The following is a 17,329-nucleotide window of genomic DNA, read 5'->3' as shown; positions in this document are numbered from 1 at the left end:
AACTTGTCAACTACTTTTTTTAATTTCGTTAACAACTTATTGATCATACTGTTTAAAACAGCTTAATCATAATAACATACATTTTCAAATCTTGTCAACAACTAAAATGTTTCATTTTTCATTGTCTTGATTTGATTTGTTTGCCGCTCATCTCAGCGACGAATGTTATCTTATCACGATTAGTTTTTTAGTATTATATTATTATTTATTATTATCTTAAAATAAATTAACCATGCTCACTTTTTTATATCTTTTCTCCATATTTATTGTATTGATACACCTGGAATAGTATTTGATTATTTTTAAGGATATATACATTATATTAATATATATATCCTTAAATAAAATTCAATTATCTTTTAGCTGCATTAATAAATTCCTTAAACAGCTTTATAAACTCTGGATAATTCACCACTAAAGCTTCTGGGTGCCATTGGACTCCTATTACAAATTTTTTATCCTTCGCTTCTATAGCTTCAATTATTCCATCATAGCTTCTAGCTGTTATCCTAAATTCATGAGAAACATTTTTAATGGATTGATGATGAAAAGAATTCACCATTATCTTGTCTTCATTAAATATATCAAATAGTTTACTGCCCTTCTCTATATCTATAAAATGATATAGACTATTTATTTCTATTTTTGTAGGGGAATGTCCTAAAGTATTTTCTCTTTGTACATAAATATCTTGATATAAAGTTCCTCCACTAGCCACGTTTATTAATTGAATTCCTCTACAAATTCCTAAAATAGGCTTATCCATATCGTATGCAAGCTTAAATAATTCTATTTCAAAAAAATCTCTTTCAGTAGATATGGCTCTTAACTCATTTATCGGGTTTTCTTCATAAATTGCAGGCAGTATATCTTCTCCCCCGCTAAAAATTAATCCATCAATGTTATTTAAATACTCTTTTATATCTTCTTTACTATTAATTATAGGTAATAAAACAGGTACACCTCCTGCTAAAGTTACAGAGTTAATATAATTATAGTCTACAGAATTATAATTTCTCTGATCTTTATGTTCATTAAATGTTGTTATACCTATTATAGGCTTCATATCCTACCCTCCATATTCACATACTTCTATAATCTAATTTAATTATACTGTAAATTTATTTAATTTAATACACAAACTGTAAATATAGAAAGGATAGGTATTTTAATATTACCTATCTATAGATTAATAGCTTTTATATCAATATATCTTTTTTTACAAATACAACATGAGAAATGATATAGCTTACCACGGCCCAAATCAAAAGTAACACTATTGCATACATAGATGTAACACTAGGGTTATTAACCATTTCAGCAATATTTCCTGTTACAATTTTACCTACATTCCCATAGGTGGTGAAGAGGTATTGAACATATTTTCTAGTATAAGGCATTGCTTGAAATATAGTAAAGGCTACTACGCTAACCGTACTCACAGCCATAGATACCATACTGCTTTTTACCACCGTAGACAATAAAAAAGCAAATGATGCAGACGCTATTATAAATAAAACTTGCATTAAAAACATTTGAAGTATATATTTCCACATAGGAATTATATATGTACTTCCTTCAACTATTTTTATAACTCTTTCTCCAGTATCTCCTCTTGCAATACTATCATAAATGTACTGTGTTCCTACTGACACAGGATAATCCATACTTCCGAATCCAAACAGTAATCCCATAATTATAAATGCTATAAATTCTACTAAAACTATTATTATAGCAGAGGATAAAATTAATGCTATAAATTTTGAAAACAGCACCTTCCCCCTTGATACAGGTTGAGTTAATAAGAACTTCATTGTTGGAGGAGTATATTCCCCTGACACCATATCTGAACCAAATATAATTACTCCTACTGCAAGAAATATCATTCCCAGCATTCCAAATAAGTCTCTTATAAATACAGATGCTGTTGGTTCATATGAATTTTCTTCTGGCTGTATATTATTAGATAAAAGATATTTTCTTGTATTTAAATTAATTTTAATTCTTTCCTTTTCTTCTGATGGCATTTCAGCACTTTTTAATTGCTCTTCCATACCTTTAATCTCTTCGTTTAGTGTAACCTTCCAATCACGCTTTTCACCTTTCTGTTCCTTCTTAATAGACTCAATTCTTTTATTTGCTATTTTAATTTCTTCATCAAAATGAACTTTATCACTATCAGGTATAGTACTATCCTTCCTCATTCTTTCATACTGAGCTATATTGTCTTTTTCCATTTGAATTCTTCGTTCTGGCTTGTTCCATTCCTTCATATTTTCTGCACTCTTATATGTTGCAAATCCTACAAACGCTACAAGTAATGCAAATAATAGGGTTATAACTAAGGTTTTCTTTCTATTCATTAATTTTATTACTTCGTTACCTATTAGTTTTAATGTAATCATACCACTTTTCCCCCCTCTACAATTTCTAAGTACCTATCTTCAAGTTCTACATGCTTCTTATAAACTTCTTCTACATGAATTTTATTTTCTGCTAATTTAAATATAATTTCAGGTATTGAATTTTTATCAATAGTTAACTTAAATATATCCTCTTTAAAGGATATATTCTTAACACAATCTAGGCTCCTTAAAACTTCTCTACACTTTTCAATTTCTTTAACAGATAGAACTATAGTTTCTGTCTTTTCTTTTACAATGCCTCCATTTATGCTTTCAACACTTTGAATTACTCCATTATTTATAAAGGCAACAGTATCACAAAGCGTTTGCACTTCACTTAAAATGTGTGATGATATGAAAACCGCTGTATTTGTTTCATGTGCTGCATTTCTTACTATCTTTCTAAAATCCATAATTCCTGTTGGATCAAGTCCATTAGTAGGTTCATCTAAAATCAAAAGCTTAGGCTTTGCAATAAGCGCTGCTGCGAGCCCCAATCTTTGCTTCATACCAAGAGAATACTTTTTTACTTTATCCCCTATTCTATCTTTAAGTTCTACAAGCTCAATAATTTCCTCTACATAAGCCCTATCAATTCCTCTAATCCTTGCAATTTGCATTAAATTTTCTCTACCTGATAAATAAGTATAAAGCTCTGGATTTTCAACAACTGCTCCAACTGCATCAAGCGCCTGTTCTCTTTCACCTTTTATATCATGTCCAGCTATTTTTATACTTCCAGAGTTTGGAGCAATAAGTCCTACAAGCATTCTTATAGTAGTAGTTTTCCCTGCTCCATTTGGTCCTAAAAATCCAAAAATTTCTCCTTGTTTTACATTAAAACTTATACCTTTTATTATTTCTCTTTTCCCTAATTGTTTTTTTACATCTTTTACTTCAAGTATATTCACACAAATTCACTCCTTTTAACATCTAGTGAATAGGTTTATTCACCAATTTATTTATAATACTAATTTGACCCATATAATTTTGTTAATTTATTTTGCATCTTATAAATCATAGGCGCTGCAATTGCACTTGAAACGAGCAGAACTATCCTTGGCGTTTGAATAGATTGATAAGGATTTGATATAAATATATTTGAAAATATAAAAATTACAGCTACCATTATATTTCCTACTAATAAGCTGAGTATTATACACAGTAAAACATTTATAACTTTACTTACTGCATTTGATATAAAAAGCTTGTTCATATTTTCAATCTTTATTTTCTTGTATATATTTATTATTATTAATTTCCACACTACAGCACATATTACTATTATTATTAATGAAACTATAACCGTTACCTTAAATATATTTTCTCCATTAGCATATCTGGATGCATTTCCCAATATATATCCAAGTATTTCACCTAAAAATCCACGGAATCTGTAAGGTACTAAGCTATGTGCAAGCATCACAAATGCAAAAGGATAAAGAGGTATTGCTATAGTAGTTATTATTGCTGCTATTCCATTGTTTACTATCCCATTTACTAAAAATATATAAGTAAAGAAAACTATAGAAAATGTAATTAATAGCACAAGCTCTTTTATTAGAAATTGATTATTATAATTTATTATAAAATACCTATATAATTGTTTATTTGCTATAAAATCTATAAAATTTATATACATATATAATGCTATATTTATAAAACTTAAGGATAAGGCTATAAATCCTTTTGTAAATATCATCTCTTCTCTTGTTATAGGCTGGGAACTTAGAAATAAAAAGTTTTTATGTTTATTGATGCCCATAACTCCTATGGAGATAAGAAAATTCATTGCAGCAAGCATCATCATTATTAGTACTATTTCTATTGACGAATAACTTCTAAAGTAATCAAAATTATGAAATATTGAATTATGGACTTCTGATATCTTCATCAAAGTTCCAATAATCACAACTAAAAGTTCTAAAATTATTATATATTTCATAGAAATCAAAGTTTCAAATAGCACTGCTTTGTTTAAAAGTTTTTTCATTTTATTTTCCCTCCCCCTCTATAGTGTATATGAATATGTCTTCAAGGCTTAAATCAAGCTCTTCTATAAATAAGGGGTTTAGTGAATTAATCTTATCTAATAGTTCTACTCCATAGTCGGTAGTTACTATATTATAAACTCTTCCTACGTTTTCAACCTTAACTACTCCATGAATTTTTAGCTCCTCTTCTTTAACCGCTGCCTTAAAGGCTACCTGAAGCTTTTTGATTTTATTTTTCATATCATCTATAGAACTTACCGCTGTCACTTTCCCATTATTTAATATTGCTACAGTGTCACATATTCTTTCCACATTGGATAAATTATGAGAGGATATTATAACCGTAGTTCCCTTTTCTGCTACTTCATTTAGAAGTATTTCAATAAACTTTCTTTTAAATATTGGATCTATGCCAGATGTAGGCTCATCTAGTATTAGATATTCAGGATGTATACACATAGCCATCATAATGGCAAACTTCATTTTATTTCCCTTTGATAACTGAAAAAATCTCTTTTTGGTGTCCATTTTAAATTCTTTATTTAACTCTTCAAATTTTTTCTCGTCAAAGTTTTTATAAGCTAATTTATAGTAATTTATAATATCTATAAGTTTAAATGTAGAGAAAAAGTTATTTTCATCTGCCACATATCCTATTTTATTTTTTACCTCTACATTTTCATAAACACTTTGACCCTCATAAAGTATTTCTCCTTCTTCTAATCCATATATTCCTGTAAGGCATCTTATAAGTGTACTTTTCCCCGCTCCATTAGGCCCTATAAGTCCGAATATACTTCCTTTGTTAACTTTAAGATTTATTTCCTTTAGTATGTATTTATCTTCTATCATTTTACTTAAGCCCTTTATTTCAATCAATTCTTCCCCTCCTCCCCAGATGTGCTGAGCTCCTCATAATAAGTGTCCATTATATCTACAAGCTCATCTTTTGTAAGCCCCATGTACTTAGCTTCAAGAATTACTTTCTTTAAATCTTCTTTTAAAGCTTCCATTCTATCCTCCTGAATTTTTGGTTTATAATTTTCAGCAACAAAGGTACCTCGTCCCCTTATAGTTTCAATAACCTTTTGTCTTTCAAGCTCTGCATAAGCTTTACTTACAGTATTAGGGTTTGCTGTAATTATACCTGAAAGTTCCCTTACTGAAGGCAGCTTATCCCCAGGCTCTAATACACCTTTTAGTATAAGTTCTTTAATTTTAATAATTATTTGTTCATATATGGGAGTACTACTTCTTGAATCAATTATTATCAATTGCTATTCCCCCTAACTTGCATTTAATATATGATAATTTGCGCTATTTCCAAAGTTATCTATAGACCAATGTCCATCCTTTTTTATAAGAGTATATATTCTTGCGAAGTTTTCAATTTCACCTTTTGTAGCGTATAAATTTTCTCCTTTATAATCCACTCTGTAAAATCTTATTTCCTCAGGCACATCTTTTATAAAATCTTTATAATAGGCATTAACACCAGAAATTACTTTCTTTGTACCGCTATCATAATAGGCATATTGAAGATTTATATCCCTTATAACTTTCTCATCCTTTATAAGTTCAAAACTTTTTAACTGTACCTTTCCAGAACTTCTATCTGGTATAGCTGTGAATCCATTTTCTTCATGAAGCATTCTAAGCCTTTCTGATAAACAATCCTTGTACTCTTGTGAATACATATCATTACTTCTTACCTCATCCTTATTAAAATTCCAGCTCTTAAAGAAAGTTTCTATAACCTTTTCTGGAGTATCATAGACAGTTTTTCTTTCATACTTCTTATTTCCCGAATAAAAAGCCATTACTAAAGGCAAAACTAGTAATGCTACCACTAAAACAACTATATTTTTTCTTTTCATAACTGCACCTCCTGCATTAGGTGTACTATATCATGTAGTACACATATATTATACTTGTACTTTATCATTATTTCAAGAGCCTTTTTGTAATATTTTATGAGATATTACTATTGATAAGTATATATTTAAAAGGAACTTTCGCCAAAGCGAAATTCCTTCCTTCAGCTAGTAAGTCTAAGTAATATTTTTAATTTTGAACATAAGTATGGAATTCGCATTGTAGAAAGCATTGAGTAAGCAATTAAAAGCTCTTTATTTCTGATTTTAAGACGCCGTATAGAGCCTTATACTGTTTGAGCCATAGCGAGTTTAGAAGGCTTAGGCGCCTTAAAAGGAAGAAATATTAGAGCTTTTTTGCGAAGCGAAGCTTTCCTAAATGCAAATTCCATACGACCCGTTCAACATTAAAAATATTGTGTTTTTTCTAAATGTCTATTTTATTATCTATAAGGTATCCTGTTCCTAAAAATAATCCCACGTAAACAGCAATATTATAAATTAAACCTGCAATATTTATATTTATACCTGAATTGTTCATAGTGATTAATGCTTCTTCCCCTAATTTCATAATATCGCCGTCTCCTCGAAAGTTTTGCAGAAACTCTGGCATAAAGCTCACTGTTTGAGGGAACAGATGTATTAATTTATATTGAATGTAGACAATAGCTGCATTTAATGCTATAAAAACTACAAATCCTAAAAACTTGCTAACTCTTTTACCCTTTAATGCTACTCTTGTAATAGTTATAGAAAAATATATTAATAAAAGAAGTGTTATGGTATTTATTATGACAAATAAAATTCCTGATAAAATAACTTTTATATTAATATAGGTACTAAAATATGCGGTAAGCTCATTTATGCTTGATTGGCCATATATAAGTCCGATGAGTATTCTTCCAAATATAAGTGATACTATCCCAGCTACTGCAAACCATATTAATGCAGTTATAATTTTAGATCCTACTATTTTTCTACCGCTGACAGGCAATGTAAAAGTCAAATATCCTCTATCTTCATACATTTCTTTTTCAAAGGATTTAATTACAAATATTAAAATAGTCAAAAATAAAAATGAACTTACCATTCCACTGAAAAGTATAATTAGTTGTTCGTCCCATTTACCTATTCTACTAAAAAGTCCCACATTTAATAGGGCAGCAATTGCAAATACTATCCCAAATAATTTAAAGTCTCCTTTTAGTTCATATTTTATTAAATTTCTCATTACTTAAATACCTCCCTAAACAGTTCATCAATGGACATACCTTTTTCTATTCTTAGATCTTCAGCATTGCCTGAAAGAACTATTTCTCCATCTTTTATAAAAGCTACATCATCAAATACTCTTTCAATATCTTTAACAAGATGTGTTGTTATAATCATTGAACTTTCTTCATTATAGCTTTGAATAATTGCATCTAATATCTGTTCTCTAGCTACAGGATCCACTGCTGCTAGTGGCTCATCTAATATATATAACTTAGCTTTTCTTGACAGCACTAAAGTTAGATTTAACTTTTCCATCATTCCCTTTGATAAAGAAGTTATCTTCATATCCTCTTCAAGCTTCATAAACTTTAAAAGTTCGCTGCACCTTTCTCCATCAAAATCCTTATAAAAGTCTTTAAAAAATCCCACTGCATCCCTTATCTTCATCCATTTATATAAATAATTTCTATCTGGAAGATATGAGACTACTGCTTTTGTGGCTACCCCTGGTTTCTTTCCATCAATTAATATTTCTCCATTAGATTGTCTTAAAATTCCCACAGCAATTTTTATAAATGTAGTTTTTCCGCTTCCATTAGGCCCAAGTAAACCTAGCACCTTTCCTTTTTCTAAGGATAAATTTATATTTTTTAATGCCTTCTTAGTAAAATAGCTTTTAGATAACTCTTTAGTTTCTAACACTATATCCATTTATTAATTTTCCTCCTTTAATTTTTTCTCAATCATATTTACTATTTCTTCATTATTAAATCCTAAATGTTTCATACCTTCTATGAAAGAATCTATTATTTCCTTGGCAGTGTCTTTTTTTAAGTTATATATTATATTTTCATCTTCTGTTATAAAGGTTCCCATACCTCTTTGAGTAAAAGCTAATCCTTCTCTTTCAAGTTCCTTATACACTCTTTGAATAGTATTTGGATTAACTTTTAATTCCGCTGATAAATCTCTTACAGATGGCAATTTATCTCCCCCCTTTAATTCTTTAGATACCATTTTCTTTTTTATCATATTCATTACTTGAACATATATTGGACTTTTATCGTCAAAGGTTATTCCCATATTGCACCTCCTATTATCATAATTGCTACATAGTATTAGTGTACTAATAACATAGTACACTAATACATAATTATTGTCAACCTATAAAAAATAAAACTATTAAAATAATTTTTTTATCTTAATAGTTTTACTATATATTTTATTCTATATACTAAGTATTATCTTTTAAAAGCATTATGTTAGTTGTACTTGTAGCAACTAATTTTCCATCTTTATTACTTGCTTCTCCCGTCATATGTACTATGGTATTTCCCATTGATTTTATATTAACAGTTATTATAAGTTCATCTCCCATAAATATAGGTCTTTGATAACTAGTATTTATATCTATAGTTGCTGGCAAAGCCAAATCTTTAACTTCACAAAAACATAAAGCACCAAATGTATTATCAAAAGCAGCAGTTATAAATCCTCCCTGCATTCTTCCATCAGGATTTAGATATTGTTCTAAAATAGGAAAGGCTATAGTTAGGCTTTCTTTAGAAACATATTCTATAATTTTAGGTTTCATTACCTCAAAGCAATTAGCATGTTTTACTTTTAATATTCTTTCTAGCGCTTCAAAATTATTTTCATCGTGCATATTAATTCTCCTTTACTATCTAATTCATTTATTTTATACTACTATATCGGAATTATGTTTAGTCTACTTCATATTTCAATGGAAGTCATCATTATTATAACATTAAAAAATATTTAAGAAAAAAAGCAATCAATATGATATACCCCCTTCATGGAAACAGTTTTATTATTTTAACTGTCTGCCATAAAGGGAGCATATTAATAATTGATTGCCTTTTTCCTTAAAATATTAATCTTATAAAAGAATTATTTTTTTAATTATTTATTATATCCGCAAAGAAATAATAAATTTTCCCATCTCTTGTCAACTTCATTTTGAATTTCAGCTATCTTAACTTTTCCTTCTTTTGACTTAAATAAGTGCTTAAATCTTCCTTGCAACTTTAACCATTCCTCTATTGGTAACCTTTCTTTTGGCCTATAGTTTAACTTATATTCCCCATCAATTACTTCATATAAAGGCCACCAGCAAGTTTCAACAGCTGCTTTGATTGCGTCTAATTCAGTTTCAGTATCACATCTCCATCCTCTTGGACATGGAGTTAATACATTCATGAATTTTGGACCTTTAACTTCATTTATGGCTTTATTGGATTTATTGTATAAATCCATCATATATTTAGTTCCAGGTATTACAGGGACAGTTTGAGCTACATATGGTAAATGATGTCCTACCATTATTTGAGTTAAATCTTTTCTATATTGTTGTTTTCCTATGGATTCTTCCCCTTGAGGTGTTGTAGTTGTATCTGCTCCTAGTGGAGTTGCTGATGATCTTTGAATACCAGTATTCATATAAGCTCCATTGTCATAGCAAACATAAAGCATATCATGTCCTCTTTCCATTGCTCCTGACAGGGACTGGAATCCAATATCATAGGTACCACCGTCTCCACCAAATGTTATAAATTTATAATTATCTTCAACTCTTCCTCTTGCTTTTAATGCTCTATAAGCAGCTTCTACACCGCTGCCTGTAGCAGCAGCACATTCAAAAGCTGTATGGATATATGAATCTTTCCATGCACTATATGGATAAACTCCGAATGAAACTTCGAGACATCCTGTAGCATTTGAAATTACAGCTTGATCTTCTTCTTTTATAGCTTTTAACACCCATTTTACAACCATTGGAGCACCACAGCCAGCACACATTTTATGTCCGGCAGTTATTCTTTCTTTGACTTTAGTTAATTCTTTTAATGTCGCCATTCAGCTCACCCCCTATTCCCTTACTTCCAAATAATTATGTCGTTTGTATTTGCCTGTTTCAACTGCATTTTGTAATTCATTATATACTTTTTCTATGCTGCTTACTTTAACATCTCTTCCACCCAATCCATAAATAAAGCTCATTATTATTTTATCATCTACTCTTCCATATAAAGAACTTATAACATCAGTATATAATGGCCCACCGTTTCCAGACATACCCTCTGATTTATCCATTATAGCTATAGCTTTAGCATTTTTAAGTGCCTTAGCAATTTCTTCACTTGGAAATGGTCTGAATAATCTTATCTTAAGAAGTCCTGCTTTAACCCCTTTAAGTCTTAAGTCATCAATAGCTCTCTTAGCTGTTCCAGCTGATGATCCTATAATAACTATGGCATAATCAGCATCATCTAACTTATATTCTTCGAATAAGCCATATTTTCTTCCTGTTAATTCTTCAAATTCTTTAGCTACATCCAAGCATACTTTTTTAGCATTTAATAAACCTTCTAGCTGTTGTCTTTTCATTTCCATATATACATCTTGGAGACCTAGTGCACCTATTAATTTATTTTCTTTTCCAAGAAGGCCATCTTCAACCCTTTTATTTTCACCAACAAAGCTTTCAACATCTTCCTTATTTAACATATAAAAATTTTCTACAGCATGAGATGTAATGAATCCATCATAACAAACCATAGCTGGAGTCATAACATCAGGATGCTCCGCTATTCTTACAGTTTGAATAAAATTATCATATGCTTCTTGAACATTTTCAGAATAAATTTGAATAAATCCTGTATCTCTTTCTCCCATTGTATCTGAATGATCATTGTGTATATTAATTGGAGACGCTAACGCCCTATTTACTGCAGCAATTATTACTGGTAGTCTATCTCCTGCAGCTATATATAACATTTCATGCATAAGAGCTAGTCCGTTTGCAGAAGTTGCAGTAAATACTCTTGCACCTGCTCCAGATGCCCCTATGCAAGCACTTATAGCACTGTGTTCTGATTCTACTGGTACAAACTCAGTTGTGCATTGTCCATTTGCTACGAATGATGAAAAATATTGTGGTACCTCAGTTGATGGTGTTATAGGAAATGCAGCCATTACATCTGGATTTATTTGCATCATTGCTGCAGCAACTGCTTCGTTACCACTTAAACTCTTTCTTATTTGTTCAGCCTTGGCCATTATTCTTCCTCCCTCTTATTCTTCTTCTAGTACAAAATCTAATGCCCCAAATTTACATTGTTTTGTACAAACTCCACAGCCTTTACAGAAATCATAATCTATTTTTATCATTTTCTCGTCTTTAACTACTATTGACATGTCAGGACATACAGCCCAGCAAAACATACAATGTTTACATTTATCTTCATGCCAAATTGGTTTCATGGATCTCCAATCACCAGTTTTGAATTCTTCAGCATTACCTGCATCAAGAACTTCTCCACCCATTGGGTACTCATACCATTTTGTATCTGAAGTCACATTCATTCTTTTACCCAATTCCATTCACCTCCTGAAGTGATCTCTTAAGAGCCTCTATATTTTTAGGAATAACATGAGGTTTATTAGCAAACTTGTGGTTAAATGAATTTTCCATATCCTCTACGAATTGCTTTTCCTCTAATACTCCGCTTACTTTAACTACTGCTGAAAGCATTGGTGTGTTAGGGAAATTTGCACCTAATATTTCTTCTGAAATACCCTTTGCATCTATTGTGTATACTCTTCCTTCATATCCTTTTAATTCAGATCTAATTTCTTCTGGTTTCTTTTTACTATTGATTATTATGGCTCCTTCTTTTTTTAGTCCTTTAGTGCAAGGTACTGACTTTAATAAAGTTTCGTCTACTACAACAACATAGTCTGGTTCATAAATATTACTGTGCACCCTTAACTCAAAATTAGCAATTCTGTTATATGCAGTTATTGGTGCCCCCATTCTTTCTGGACCATACTCTGGAAATCCTTGCACATACATCCCAACATTGAAAGCAGCTTCAGCTAGAAGTAATGAGGCTGTTTTAGCACCTTGTCCACCTCGTCCATGCCAACGAATTTCAACTAATTTATTACTCATTATTTTTCCTCCATTCACCTTTTCACAAGAAAGTTTTATGCTTTAACTTCTATTTCATTTTCCTTATCCCATTTCCATGGGTTCCTTTTTATAATTCCATCAGCAAATGGTATGAACATTGAGGCAATTGCTGATATAGCAAGAAGATGTATATACCAAGCTAAAGGTATTACTTGAAATGGAGACACCGCTCCTTTAGTAAAGCTTAGAAGCATTAGCATCTGAGCACCATATGGGATTATTCCCTGCATTATACAAGAAAAAGTATCTAATAATGATGCACTTCTACGAGGATCAACTTTATATTTATTGCACATTTCTTTTGCTATAGGTCCGTTGATAATGATTGCAACGGTATTATTTGCAACAGCAGCATCTGTTAATGAAACAAGAGCTGCTATGCCAATTTCTGCTGATTTTCTACTCTTCATCATTAGTTGAATTTTATCTAGTAAAAATTGAATTCCCCCTGCTTTAGTTACCATTTCAGCAAGTCCACCAGTAAGCATTGATAACAAGAATATCTCTATCATGCTCTTAAAACCTTCATATATTTGTTGTGAGAAGGTTAAAACTGTTAAATCTCCATATGTCAAACCTATTATGCCTGAAATAACAATTCCTCCTGTTAGCACAGCAAAAACATTTACGCCAACTAAAGATAATATTAATACAAATAAATATGGTAAAACTTTAATTACGTTGTAGTCATAATTTTGCATTGTAGGTATAGTTTCTGGTCTACCAAATATAAGTAATAGTATCAATGTTATAATTGCTGCTGGCGCTGCTATATATATATTTACTCTGAACTTATCTCTCATCTCACAGCCTTGAGTTCTAGTAGCAGCAATTGTTGTATCTGATATTACAGACAAGTTATCTCCAAACATTGATCCCCCAAGTACAGAAGCTAGTGTAAGTGGAAGAGAAAGTCCTGCCTTAGTAGCAAGTCCTACAGCAATAGGAGCTATAGCTACTATTGAACCAACTGAAGTTCCTGTAGATAATGATATAAAGCAAGATATGATAAATAATCCTGCCACTATATAGTTTGCAGGTATATACGTTAATCCTAAATTAACAGTTGAATCAACTCCACCCATAGCTGAAGACACAGTGGCAAAAGCTCCAGCTAATAAATAGATTATACACATTATAATTATATTTGAATCTCCGCAGCCTTTTACAAAGGTATCAAATTTTTCATTAATGCTACCTTTTAAAATAAAGAAAGCACTAATAATACCACAAAATGCTGCAACTGGTGCTGGAAGCTGATAGAAAGCCATTTCCGTGCCTTTTGCTTGAAGAATTAGTCCACTACCTAAATAAACTGCAATAAAAATTACAAAAGGTATTAATGCTTTTCCACTGGATATTCGCTTATTTGGGCTATTTTCCATAATAATTCCCCCTAAAATTAAAAATTTAACAGAATAAAGCTTATAATTATTATAAAAATAGGATCATTGCAATATACTCCAGTCATTTTAAAATTATATTATAGCTGCAAAAATCACATTTTATTTACAGCTATAATATATAAATTTAATTAATTTATTTTATTATTAGATCTAATGCCTGTTTTAGGTCTGCAATTATATCTTCAGCTGTTTCGAGACCAACAGATAATCTAACTAATCCATCGCTGATTCCTGCTGCAGCTCTTTCTTCTGATGTATATGGTGAATGTGTCATTGAAGCTGGATGTTGAATAAGTGTTTCAGTATCTCCTAAGCTTACTGCTAAACTAGCTAATTTAACAGTATTCATAACCATTCTTCCTTCTTCAACTCCACCTTTAAGTTCGAATGATACCATAGCTCCTGGTAACTCCATTTGTTTTTTAGCTAATTCATAGTATTCAAAGCTTTCTAATCCTGGGTAGTATACCTTTTCAACTGCTGGATGAGTTTCTAAGAATTTAGCAACCTTCATTGCATTTGCACAATGCCTTTCCATTCTAACTTCCAATGTTTTCATGCCTCTTATAATTAAAAACGCATTAAATGGACTTAGGACTGATCCTGTCATGTCTTTAATACCTACTAATCTAACTTGATTTATAACTTCTTGCTTGCCAGCAGCAAATCCTGCTACAACATCTCCATGTCCATTTAAATATTTAGTTGCAGAGTGAACAACAATATCAGCACCAAGCTCTATTGGTCTTTGAATATATGGTGTGCTAAATGTATTATCTACAACAACTGCACATCCCTCAGATTCATGTGCCATCTTAGATATAGCTTTTATATCCGTAATTTTTAATGTTGGGTTAGCAGGTGTTTCTAAATAAACAATCTTTGTATTAGGTCTCATAGCATTTTTAACTTCTTCTAAATTACTAGTGTCTACAAAAGTTACATCTATTCCAAATCTAGTAACTCCATGATTTAGCAATGCAAAAGTACATCCATAAAGAGTGTCTGCTGCTACTATGTGGTCTCCTGCTTTCAGTAATGTCCATAGTACAGAAGATATAGCCCCCATTCCTGAAGCTGTTGCAACTGCTGCTTCAGCACCTTCTAATATAGCTATTTTATCCTCTACTTCTGAGCTTGTTGGATTACCTAATCTTGAATATATATATCCACCTTCTTCTAGAGCAAATCTTCTTCCGCCTTGTTCTGCAGTATCAAATATAAATGTTGATGTTTGATATATTGGTGTGGAAAGAGATCCAAATTGTGAATCCTTTACATGTCCACCATGTATAGCCTTAGTTCCAAATCCCATACTAATCATGTGTTCTTTATTCATCCTTGTATCCCCCTTAATTTTATGATTATTTTTAACGTACTTTTTAATTAATTTTACACAGTATTATAATAGCAACATACATGCCAATCTTTACATTGCAATATTAAATCCTTGTCTACCTTTTATTTTGGGAGTATTTCAATATCTTATTACAGTTAACAGTATTTCTGTAAACATTTACTACCATTTTATGTAAAAAAGTGGAATGAATAATTTCCATGTGTAAATTATTCATTCCACTTTATATTGTATTTATTTATTTTATTTATTATTGTGGTATGAGATACCCCTAAAGCTTTTGCAGTTTTCCTGCAAGTTTTATTTTTCTTTAATGCCTTTATTATTGCTTCCTTCTCACATATTTCAACTATATCCTTTAACCTTACTTCCCCTTCTTCTTCAGCAATAGTGTTTATTTGCTTTGAACTTTCAGGAAATCCAATAATTAAATGATCAGCCTCTAAAAGTTCTTTAGTGCACAAATTCATAGCTCTTTCTATAATATTTTGAAGTTCTCTAATATTACCCGGCCAATTATACTTTACTAATCTATCTATAAACTCTAGTTCAACTCCTAAAACTTTTTTATTAAGCTTTTTATTCAGCTTATTTATAAAAAATGTAACCAAATCTGGTATATCTCCACTTCTTTCTCTTAAATGTGGAACAAATATAGGTATCACATTTAATCTATAATATAAGTCCTCTCTAAATTTCCCTTCCCTCACCATATCTTCTAAATTTCTATTAGTTGCAGCAATTATTCTTACATCTACTTTTTCTTCTTTGGTACTTCCTATTTTTCTTATAGCTCCTTCTTGCAGTACCCTTAAGAGCTTAGCTTGTAATATCAATGATAATTCTCCAACTTCATCTAAAAACAAAGTTCCCTCATGAGCTTCTTTAAAAAGTCCTTCTTTTGTATTAATAGCCCCAGTAAAGCTTCCCTTCTCATATCCAAACAACTCGCTTTCAATTAAATTATCTGGTAGAGCAGCACAATTTATGGTAACAAAATTTTTATTTTTTCTATCACTTAAGTTTTGAATAGCTCTTGCAAAAAGCTCTTTACCTGTACCACTTTCCCCCCTTAATATAACAGTTGAGGTACCTTTAGCTACTGTCTTAACTATATTTTTTACTCTTTCAATCGGTGCACTGTTCCCTACTATTTCCTTAAAGGCTCCTTCATCTGTAGCTGATACTACCTTTGCCATTTCAATAGCTTTTTCCATATCTCTAATTGAAGCAACTACTCCAATAGTATTATTATTATCATCTTTAATTGCTCTTCCACTAGCTAAATAGTGACTTTCACCTTTTTGAGTATTTACTTTAACTTCGATATTATTATATTCTTCTCCACTAACTAAAGCTTCTACCATAAGAGCATCTTGTATTATTGTTTTTATATTTTTCCCAAGCACATCTCTTTTTTTATAATGAAATATACTTTCACAATAATTGTTAAATATCTCTATCTCTAAATCCTTATTTATATATAAAATGCCATCATCTACAGAATTAATAACTGCAAAGAGTTTTCTTTCATTTTTTTCATGTTCAAGTAATTCAATCTCTTTTATAGCATCAACTCCATCGATACTATGTAATTGCCTTTTCAATAATTTCTTTTTATTTTCAGGTATTTCTTTTATTTTAATGTATACCTTTGCAGGAAATACCTCCAAAGAACTAAGGTTTATATCTAACTTGTAAAGTTTATCTAATATTTCTAAGGTAATACCCATTCTATCTTTTGTTATTACTTCAAATCTTATATATTTTTCCACGTTACCCCCCTGATAAAACTATTTTTTAATTTAATTGTATATTATAATCAAATTTATATCAATTAAAAATTCCTAATTGTCAGATAACTACTATTACTCTTCGTATACAAAAAAGAACTAAGCAAAATACTTAGTTCTAAGTTACAATCAAAAAATTAAAAAACACATCAGATTAACTGATGTGTTTCCTACCTGGCAACGACCTACTCTCCCACCGGGCCTCCCCGGCAGTACCATTGGCGCTTTGAAGCTTAACCTTCGTGTTCGGAATGGGTACGGGTGTTACCTTCAAGCCATAATCACCAGA

The 17,329-nt window shown here is 30.7% G+C and carries 18 protein-coding genes and 1 rRNA gene; all 19 read right to left on the bottom strand.

What is annotated here, in order from left to right; genetic code table 11:
- Positions 1–352 precede the first annotated feature (352 nt).
- Complete coding sequence (locus CRN98_RS16675) at positions 353–1,066, bottom strand: gamma-glutamyl-gamma-aminobutyrate hydrolase family protein (protein WP_097028547.1); 714 nt, start codon at positions 1,064–1,066, stop codon at positions 353–355.
- Positions 1,067–1,199: 133 nt separating this feature from the next.
- Positions 1,200–2,405: an ABC transporter permease subunit gene (locus CRN98_RS16670; protein ID WP_242961027.1), complete on the bottom strand. Its 1,206-nt coding sequence runs from the start codon at positions 2,403–2,405 to the stop codon at positions 1,200–1,202.
- Positions 2,402–3,316, bottom strand: a complete 915-nt coding sequence (locus tag CRN98_RS16665) for an ABC transporter ATP-binding protein (RefSeq protein ID WP_097028546.1) — start codon at positions 3,314–3,316, stop codon at positions 2,402–2,404. Before CRN98_RS16665 ends, CRN98_RS16670 begins: the two co-directional genes overlap by 4 nt.
- A 59-nt stretch (positions 3,317–3,375) precedes the next feature.
- Complete coding sequence (locus CRN98_RS16660) at positions 3,376–4,398, bottom strand: hypothetical protein (RefSeq protein ID WP_097028545.1); 1,023 nt, start codon at positions 4,396–4,398, stop codon at positions 3,376–3,378.
- 1 nt (position 4,399) lies between these two features.
- Complete coding sequence (locus tag CRN98_RS16655) at positions 4,400–5,278, bottom strand: ABC transporter ATP-binding protein (RefSeq protein WP_097028544.1); 879 nt, start codon at positions 5,276–5,278, stop codon at positions 4,400–4,402.
- A complete protein-coding gene (locus CRN98_RS16650) occupies positions 5,275–5,673 on the bottom strand; it encodes a GntR family transcriptional regulator (protein ID WP_097028543.1) in 399 nt (132 codons plus the stop codon). Before CRN98_RS16650 ends, CRN98_RS16655 begins: the two co-directional genes overlap by 4 nt.
- A 12-nt stretch (positions 5,674–5,685) precedes the next feature.
- Positions 5,686–6,276, bottom strand: a complete 591-nt coding sequence (locus tag CRN98_RS16645) for a hypothetical protein (protein ID WP_097028542.1) — start codon at positions 6,274–6,276, stop codon at positions 5,686–5,688.
- Between the two features lie 424 nt (positions 6,277–6,700).
- Entirely contained in the window at positions 6,701–7,504 is an 804-nt protein-coding gene (locus tag CRN98_RS16640) for an ABC-2 transporter permease (protein WP_097028541.1), read from the bottom strand.
- Positions 7,504–8,199, bottom strand: coding sequence for an ABC transporter ATP-binding protein (locus tag CRN98_RS16635; RefSeq protein WP_097028540.1), 696 nt, complete (start codon positions 8,197–8,199; stop codon positions 7,504–7,506). Before CRN98_RS16635 ends, CRN98_RS16640 begins: the two co-directional genes overlap by 1 nt.
- A gap of 3 nt (positions 8,200–8,202) precedes the next feature.
- Positions 8,203–8,571 (bottom strand): GntR family transcriptional regulator, encoded by a 369-nt coding sequence (locus CRN98_RS16630; RefSeq protein WP_097028539.1) that lies wholly within the window; start codon positions 8,569–8,571, stop codon positions 8,203–8,205.
- 151 nt (positions 8,572–8,722) lie between these two features.
- Entirely contained in the window at positions 8,723–9,154 is a 432-nt protein-coding gene (locus CRN98_RS16625; protein WP_097028538.1) for a PaaI family thioesterase, read from the bottom strand.
- 257 nt (positions 9,155–9,411) lie between these two features.
- Positions 9,412–10,365, bottom strand: a complete 954-nt coding sequence (locus CRN98_RS16620) for a thiamine pyrophosphate-dependent enzyme (RefSeq protein WP_097028537.1) — start codon at positions 10,363–10,365, stop codon at positions 9,412–9,414.
- Between the two features lie 12 nt (positions 10,366–10,377).
- On the bottom strand, positions 10,378–11,568 hold the full coding sequence (porA, locus tag CRN98_RS16615; RefSeq protein WP_097028536.1) for a pyruvate ferredoxin oxidoreductase: 1,191 nt from the start codon (positions 11,566–11,568) through the stop codon (positions 10,378–10,380).
- 15 nt (positions 11,569–11,583) lie between these two features.
- Positions 11,584–11,892 carry a 4Fe-4S binding protein gene (locus CRN98_RS16610; RefSeq protein WP_097028535.1) on the bottom strand — a complete coding sequence of 103 codons (309 nt, stop codon included), beginning with the start codon at positions 11,890–11,892 and terminating at the stop codon, positions 11,584–11,586.
- On the bottom strand, positions 11,879–12,463 hold the full coding sequence (locus CRN98_RS16605) for a 2-oxoacid:acceptor oxidoreductase family protein (protein ID WP_097028534.1): 585 nt from the start codon (positions 12,461–12,463) through the stop codon (positions 11,879–11,881). The genes CRN98_RS16610 and CRN98_RS16605 overlap by 14 nt, the downstream gene beginning before the upstream one ends.
- Positions 12,464–12,498: 35 nt before the next feature.
- Positions 12,499–13,869 carry a Na+/H+ antiporter NhaC family protein gene (locus CRN98_RS16600; RefSeq protein ID WP_097028533.1) on the bottom strand — a complete coding sequence of 457 codons (1,371 nt, stop codon included), beginning with the start codon at positions 13,867–13,869 and terminating at the stop codon, positions 12,499–12,501.
- Between the two features lie 154 nt (positions 13,870–14,023).
- Positions 14,024–15,229, bottom strand: a complete 1,206-nt coding sequence (megL, locus tag CRN98_RS16595; protein WP_097028532.1) for a methionine gamma-lyase — start codon at positions 15,227–15,229, stop codon at positions 14,024–14,026.
- A 227-nt stretch (positions 15,230–15,456) separates the two neighbouring features.
- Complete coding sequence (locus tag CRN98_RS16590) at positions 15,457–17,022, bottom strand: sigma 54-interacting transcriptional regulator (protein ID WP_097028531.1); 1,566 nt, start codon at positions 17,020–17,022, stop codon at positions 15,457–15,459.
- A gap of 190 nt (positions 17,023–17,212) precedes the next feature.
- Positions 17,213–17,329 (bottom strand): 5S ribosomal RNA (gene rrf, locus CRN98_RS16585).

It is taken from the genome of Clostridium peptidivorans, assembly GCF_900205925.1.
Lineage (GTDB): Bacteria > Bacillota > Clostridia > Clostridiales > Clostridiaceae > Clostridium_AK > Clostridium_AK peptidivorans.
Note: the sequence above shows the minus strand (reverse complement) of the source record. Positions and strands in the feature narration are given on the sequence as shown.

What these genes read in the sequence shown, in the direction of transcription:
- CRN98_RS16610 (WP_097028535.1), bottom strand. Translation starts at nt 11,892, where the DNA reads ATGGAATTGGGTAAAAGAATGAATGTGACTTCAGATACAAAATGGTAT.
- CRN98_RS16620 (WP_097028537.1), bottom strand. Translation starts at nt 10,365, where the DNA reads ATGGCGACATTAAAAGAATTAACTAAAGTCAAAGAAAGAATAACTGCC.
- CRN98_RS16630 (WP_097028539.1), bottom strand. Translation starts at nt 8,571, where the DNA reads ATGGGAATAACCTTTGACGATAAAAGTCCAATATATGTTCAAGTAATG.
- CRN98_RS16600 (WP_097028533.1), bottom strand. Translation starts at nt 13,869, where the DNA reads ATGGAAAATAGCCCAAATAAGCGAATATCCAGTGGAAAAGCATTAATA.
- CRN98_RS16635 (WP_097028540.1), bottom strand. Translation starts at nt 8,199, where the DNA reads ATGGATATAGTGTTAGAAACTAAAGAGTTATCTAAAAGCTATTTTACT.
- porA (WP_097028536.1), bottom strand. Translation starts at nt 11,568, where the DNA reads ATGGCCAAGGCTGAACAAATAAGAAAGAGTTTAAGTGGTAACGAAGCA.
- CRN98_RS16675 (WP_097028547.1), bottom strand. Translation starts at nt 1,066, where the DNA reads ATGAAGCCTATAATAGGTATAACAACATTTAATGAACATAAAGATCAG.
- CRN98_RS16645 (WP_097028542.1), bottom strand. Translation starts at nt 6,276, where the DNA reads ATGAAAAGAAAAAATATAGTTGTTTTAGTGGTAGCATTACTAGTTTTG.
- megL (WP_097028532.1), bottom strand. Translation starts at nt 15,229, where the DNA reads ATGAATAAAGAACACATGATTAGTATGGGATTTGGAACTAAGGCTATA.
- CRN98_RS16625 (WP_097028538.1), bottom strand. Translation starts at nt 9,154, where the DNA reads ATGCACGATGAAAATAATTTTGAAGCGCTAGAAAGAATATTAAAAGTA.
- CRN98_RS16605 (WP_097028534.1), bottom strand. Translation starts at nt 12,463, where the DNA reads ATGAGTAATAAATTAGTTGAAATTCGTTGGCATGGACGAGGTGGACAA.
- CRN98_RS16640 (WP_097028541.1), bottom strand. Translation starts at nt 7,504, where the DNA reads ATGAGAAATTTAATAAAATATGAACTAAAAGGAGACTTTAAATTATTT.
- CRN98_RS16670 (WP_242961027.1), bottom strand. Translation starts at nt 2,405, where the DNA reads ATGATTACATTAAAACTAATAGGTAACGAAGTAATAAAATTAATGAAT.
- CRN98_RS16660 (WP_097028545.1), bottom strand. Translation starts at nt 4,398, where the DNA reads ATGAAAAAACTTTTAAACAAAGCAGTGCTATTTGAAACTTTGATTTCT.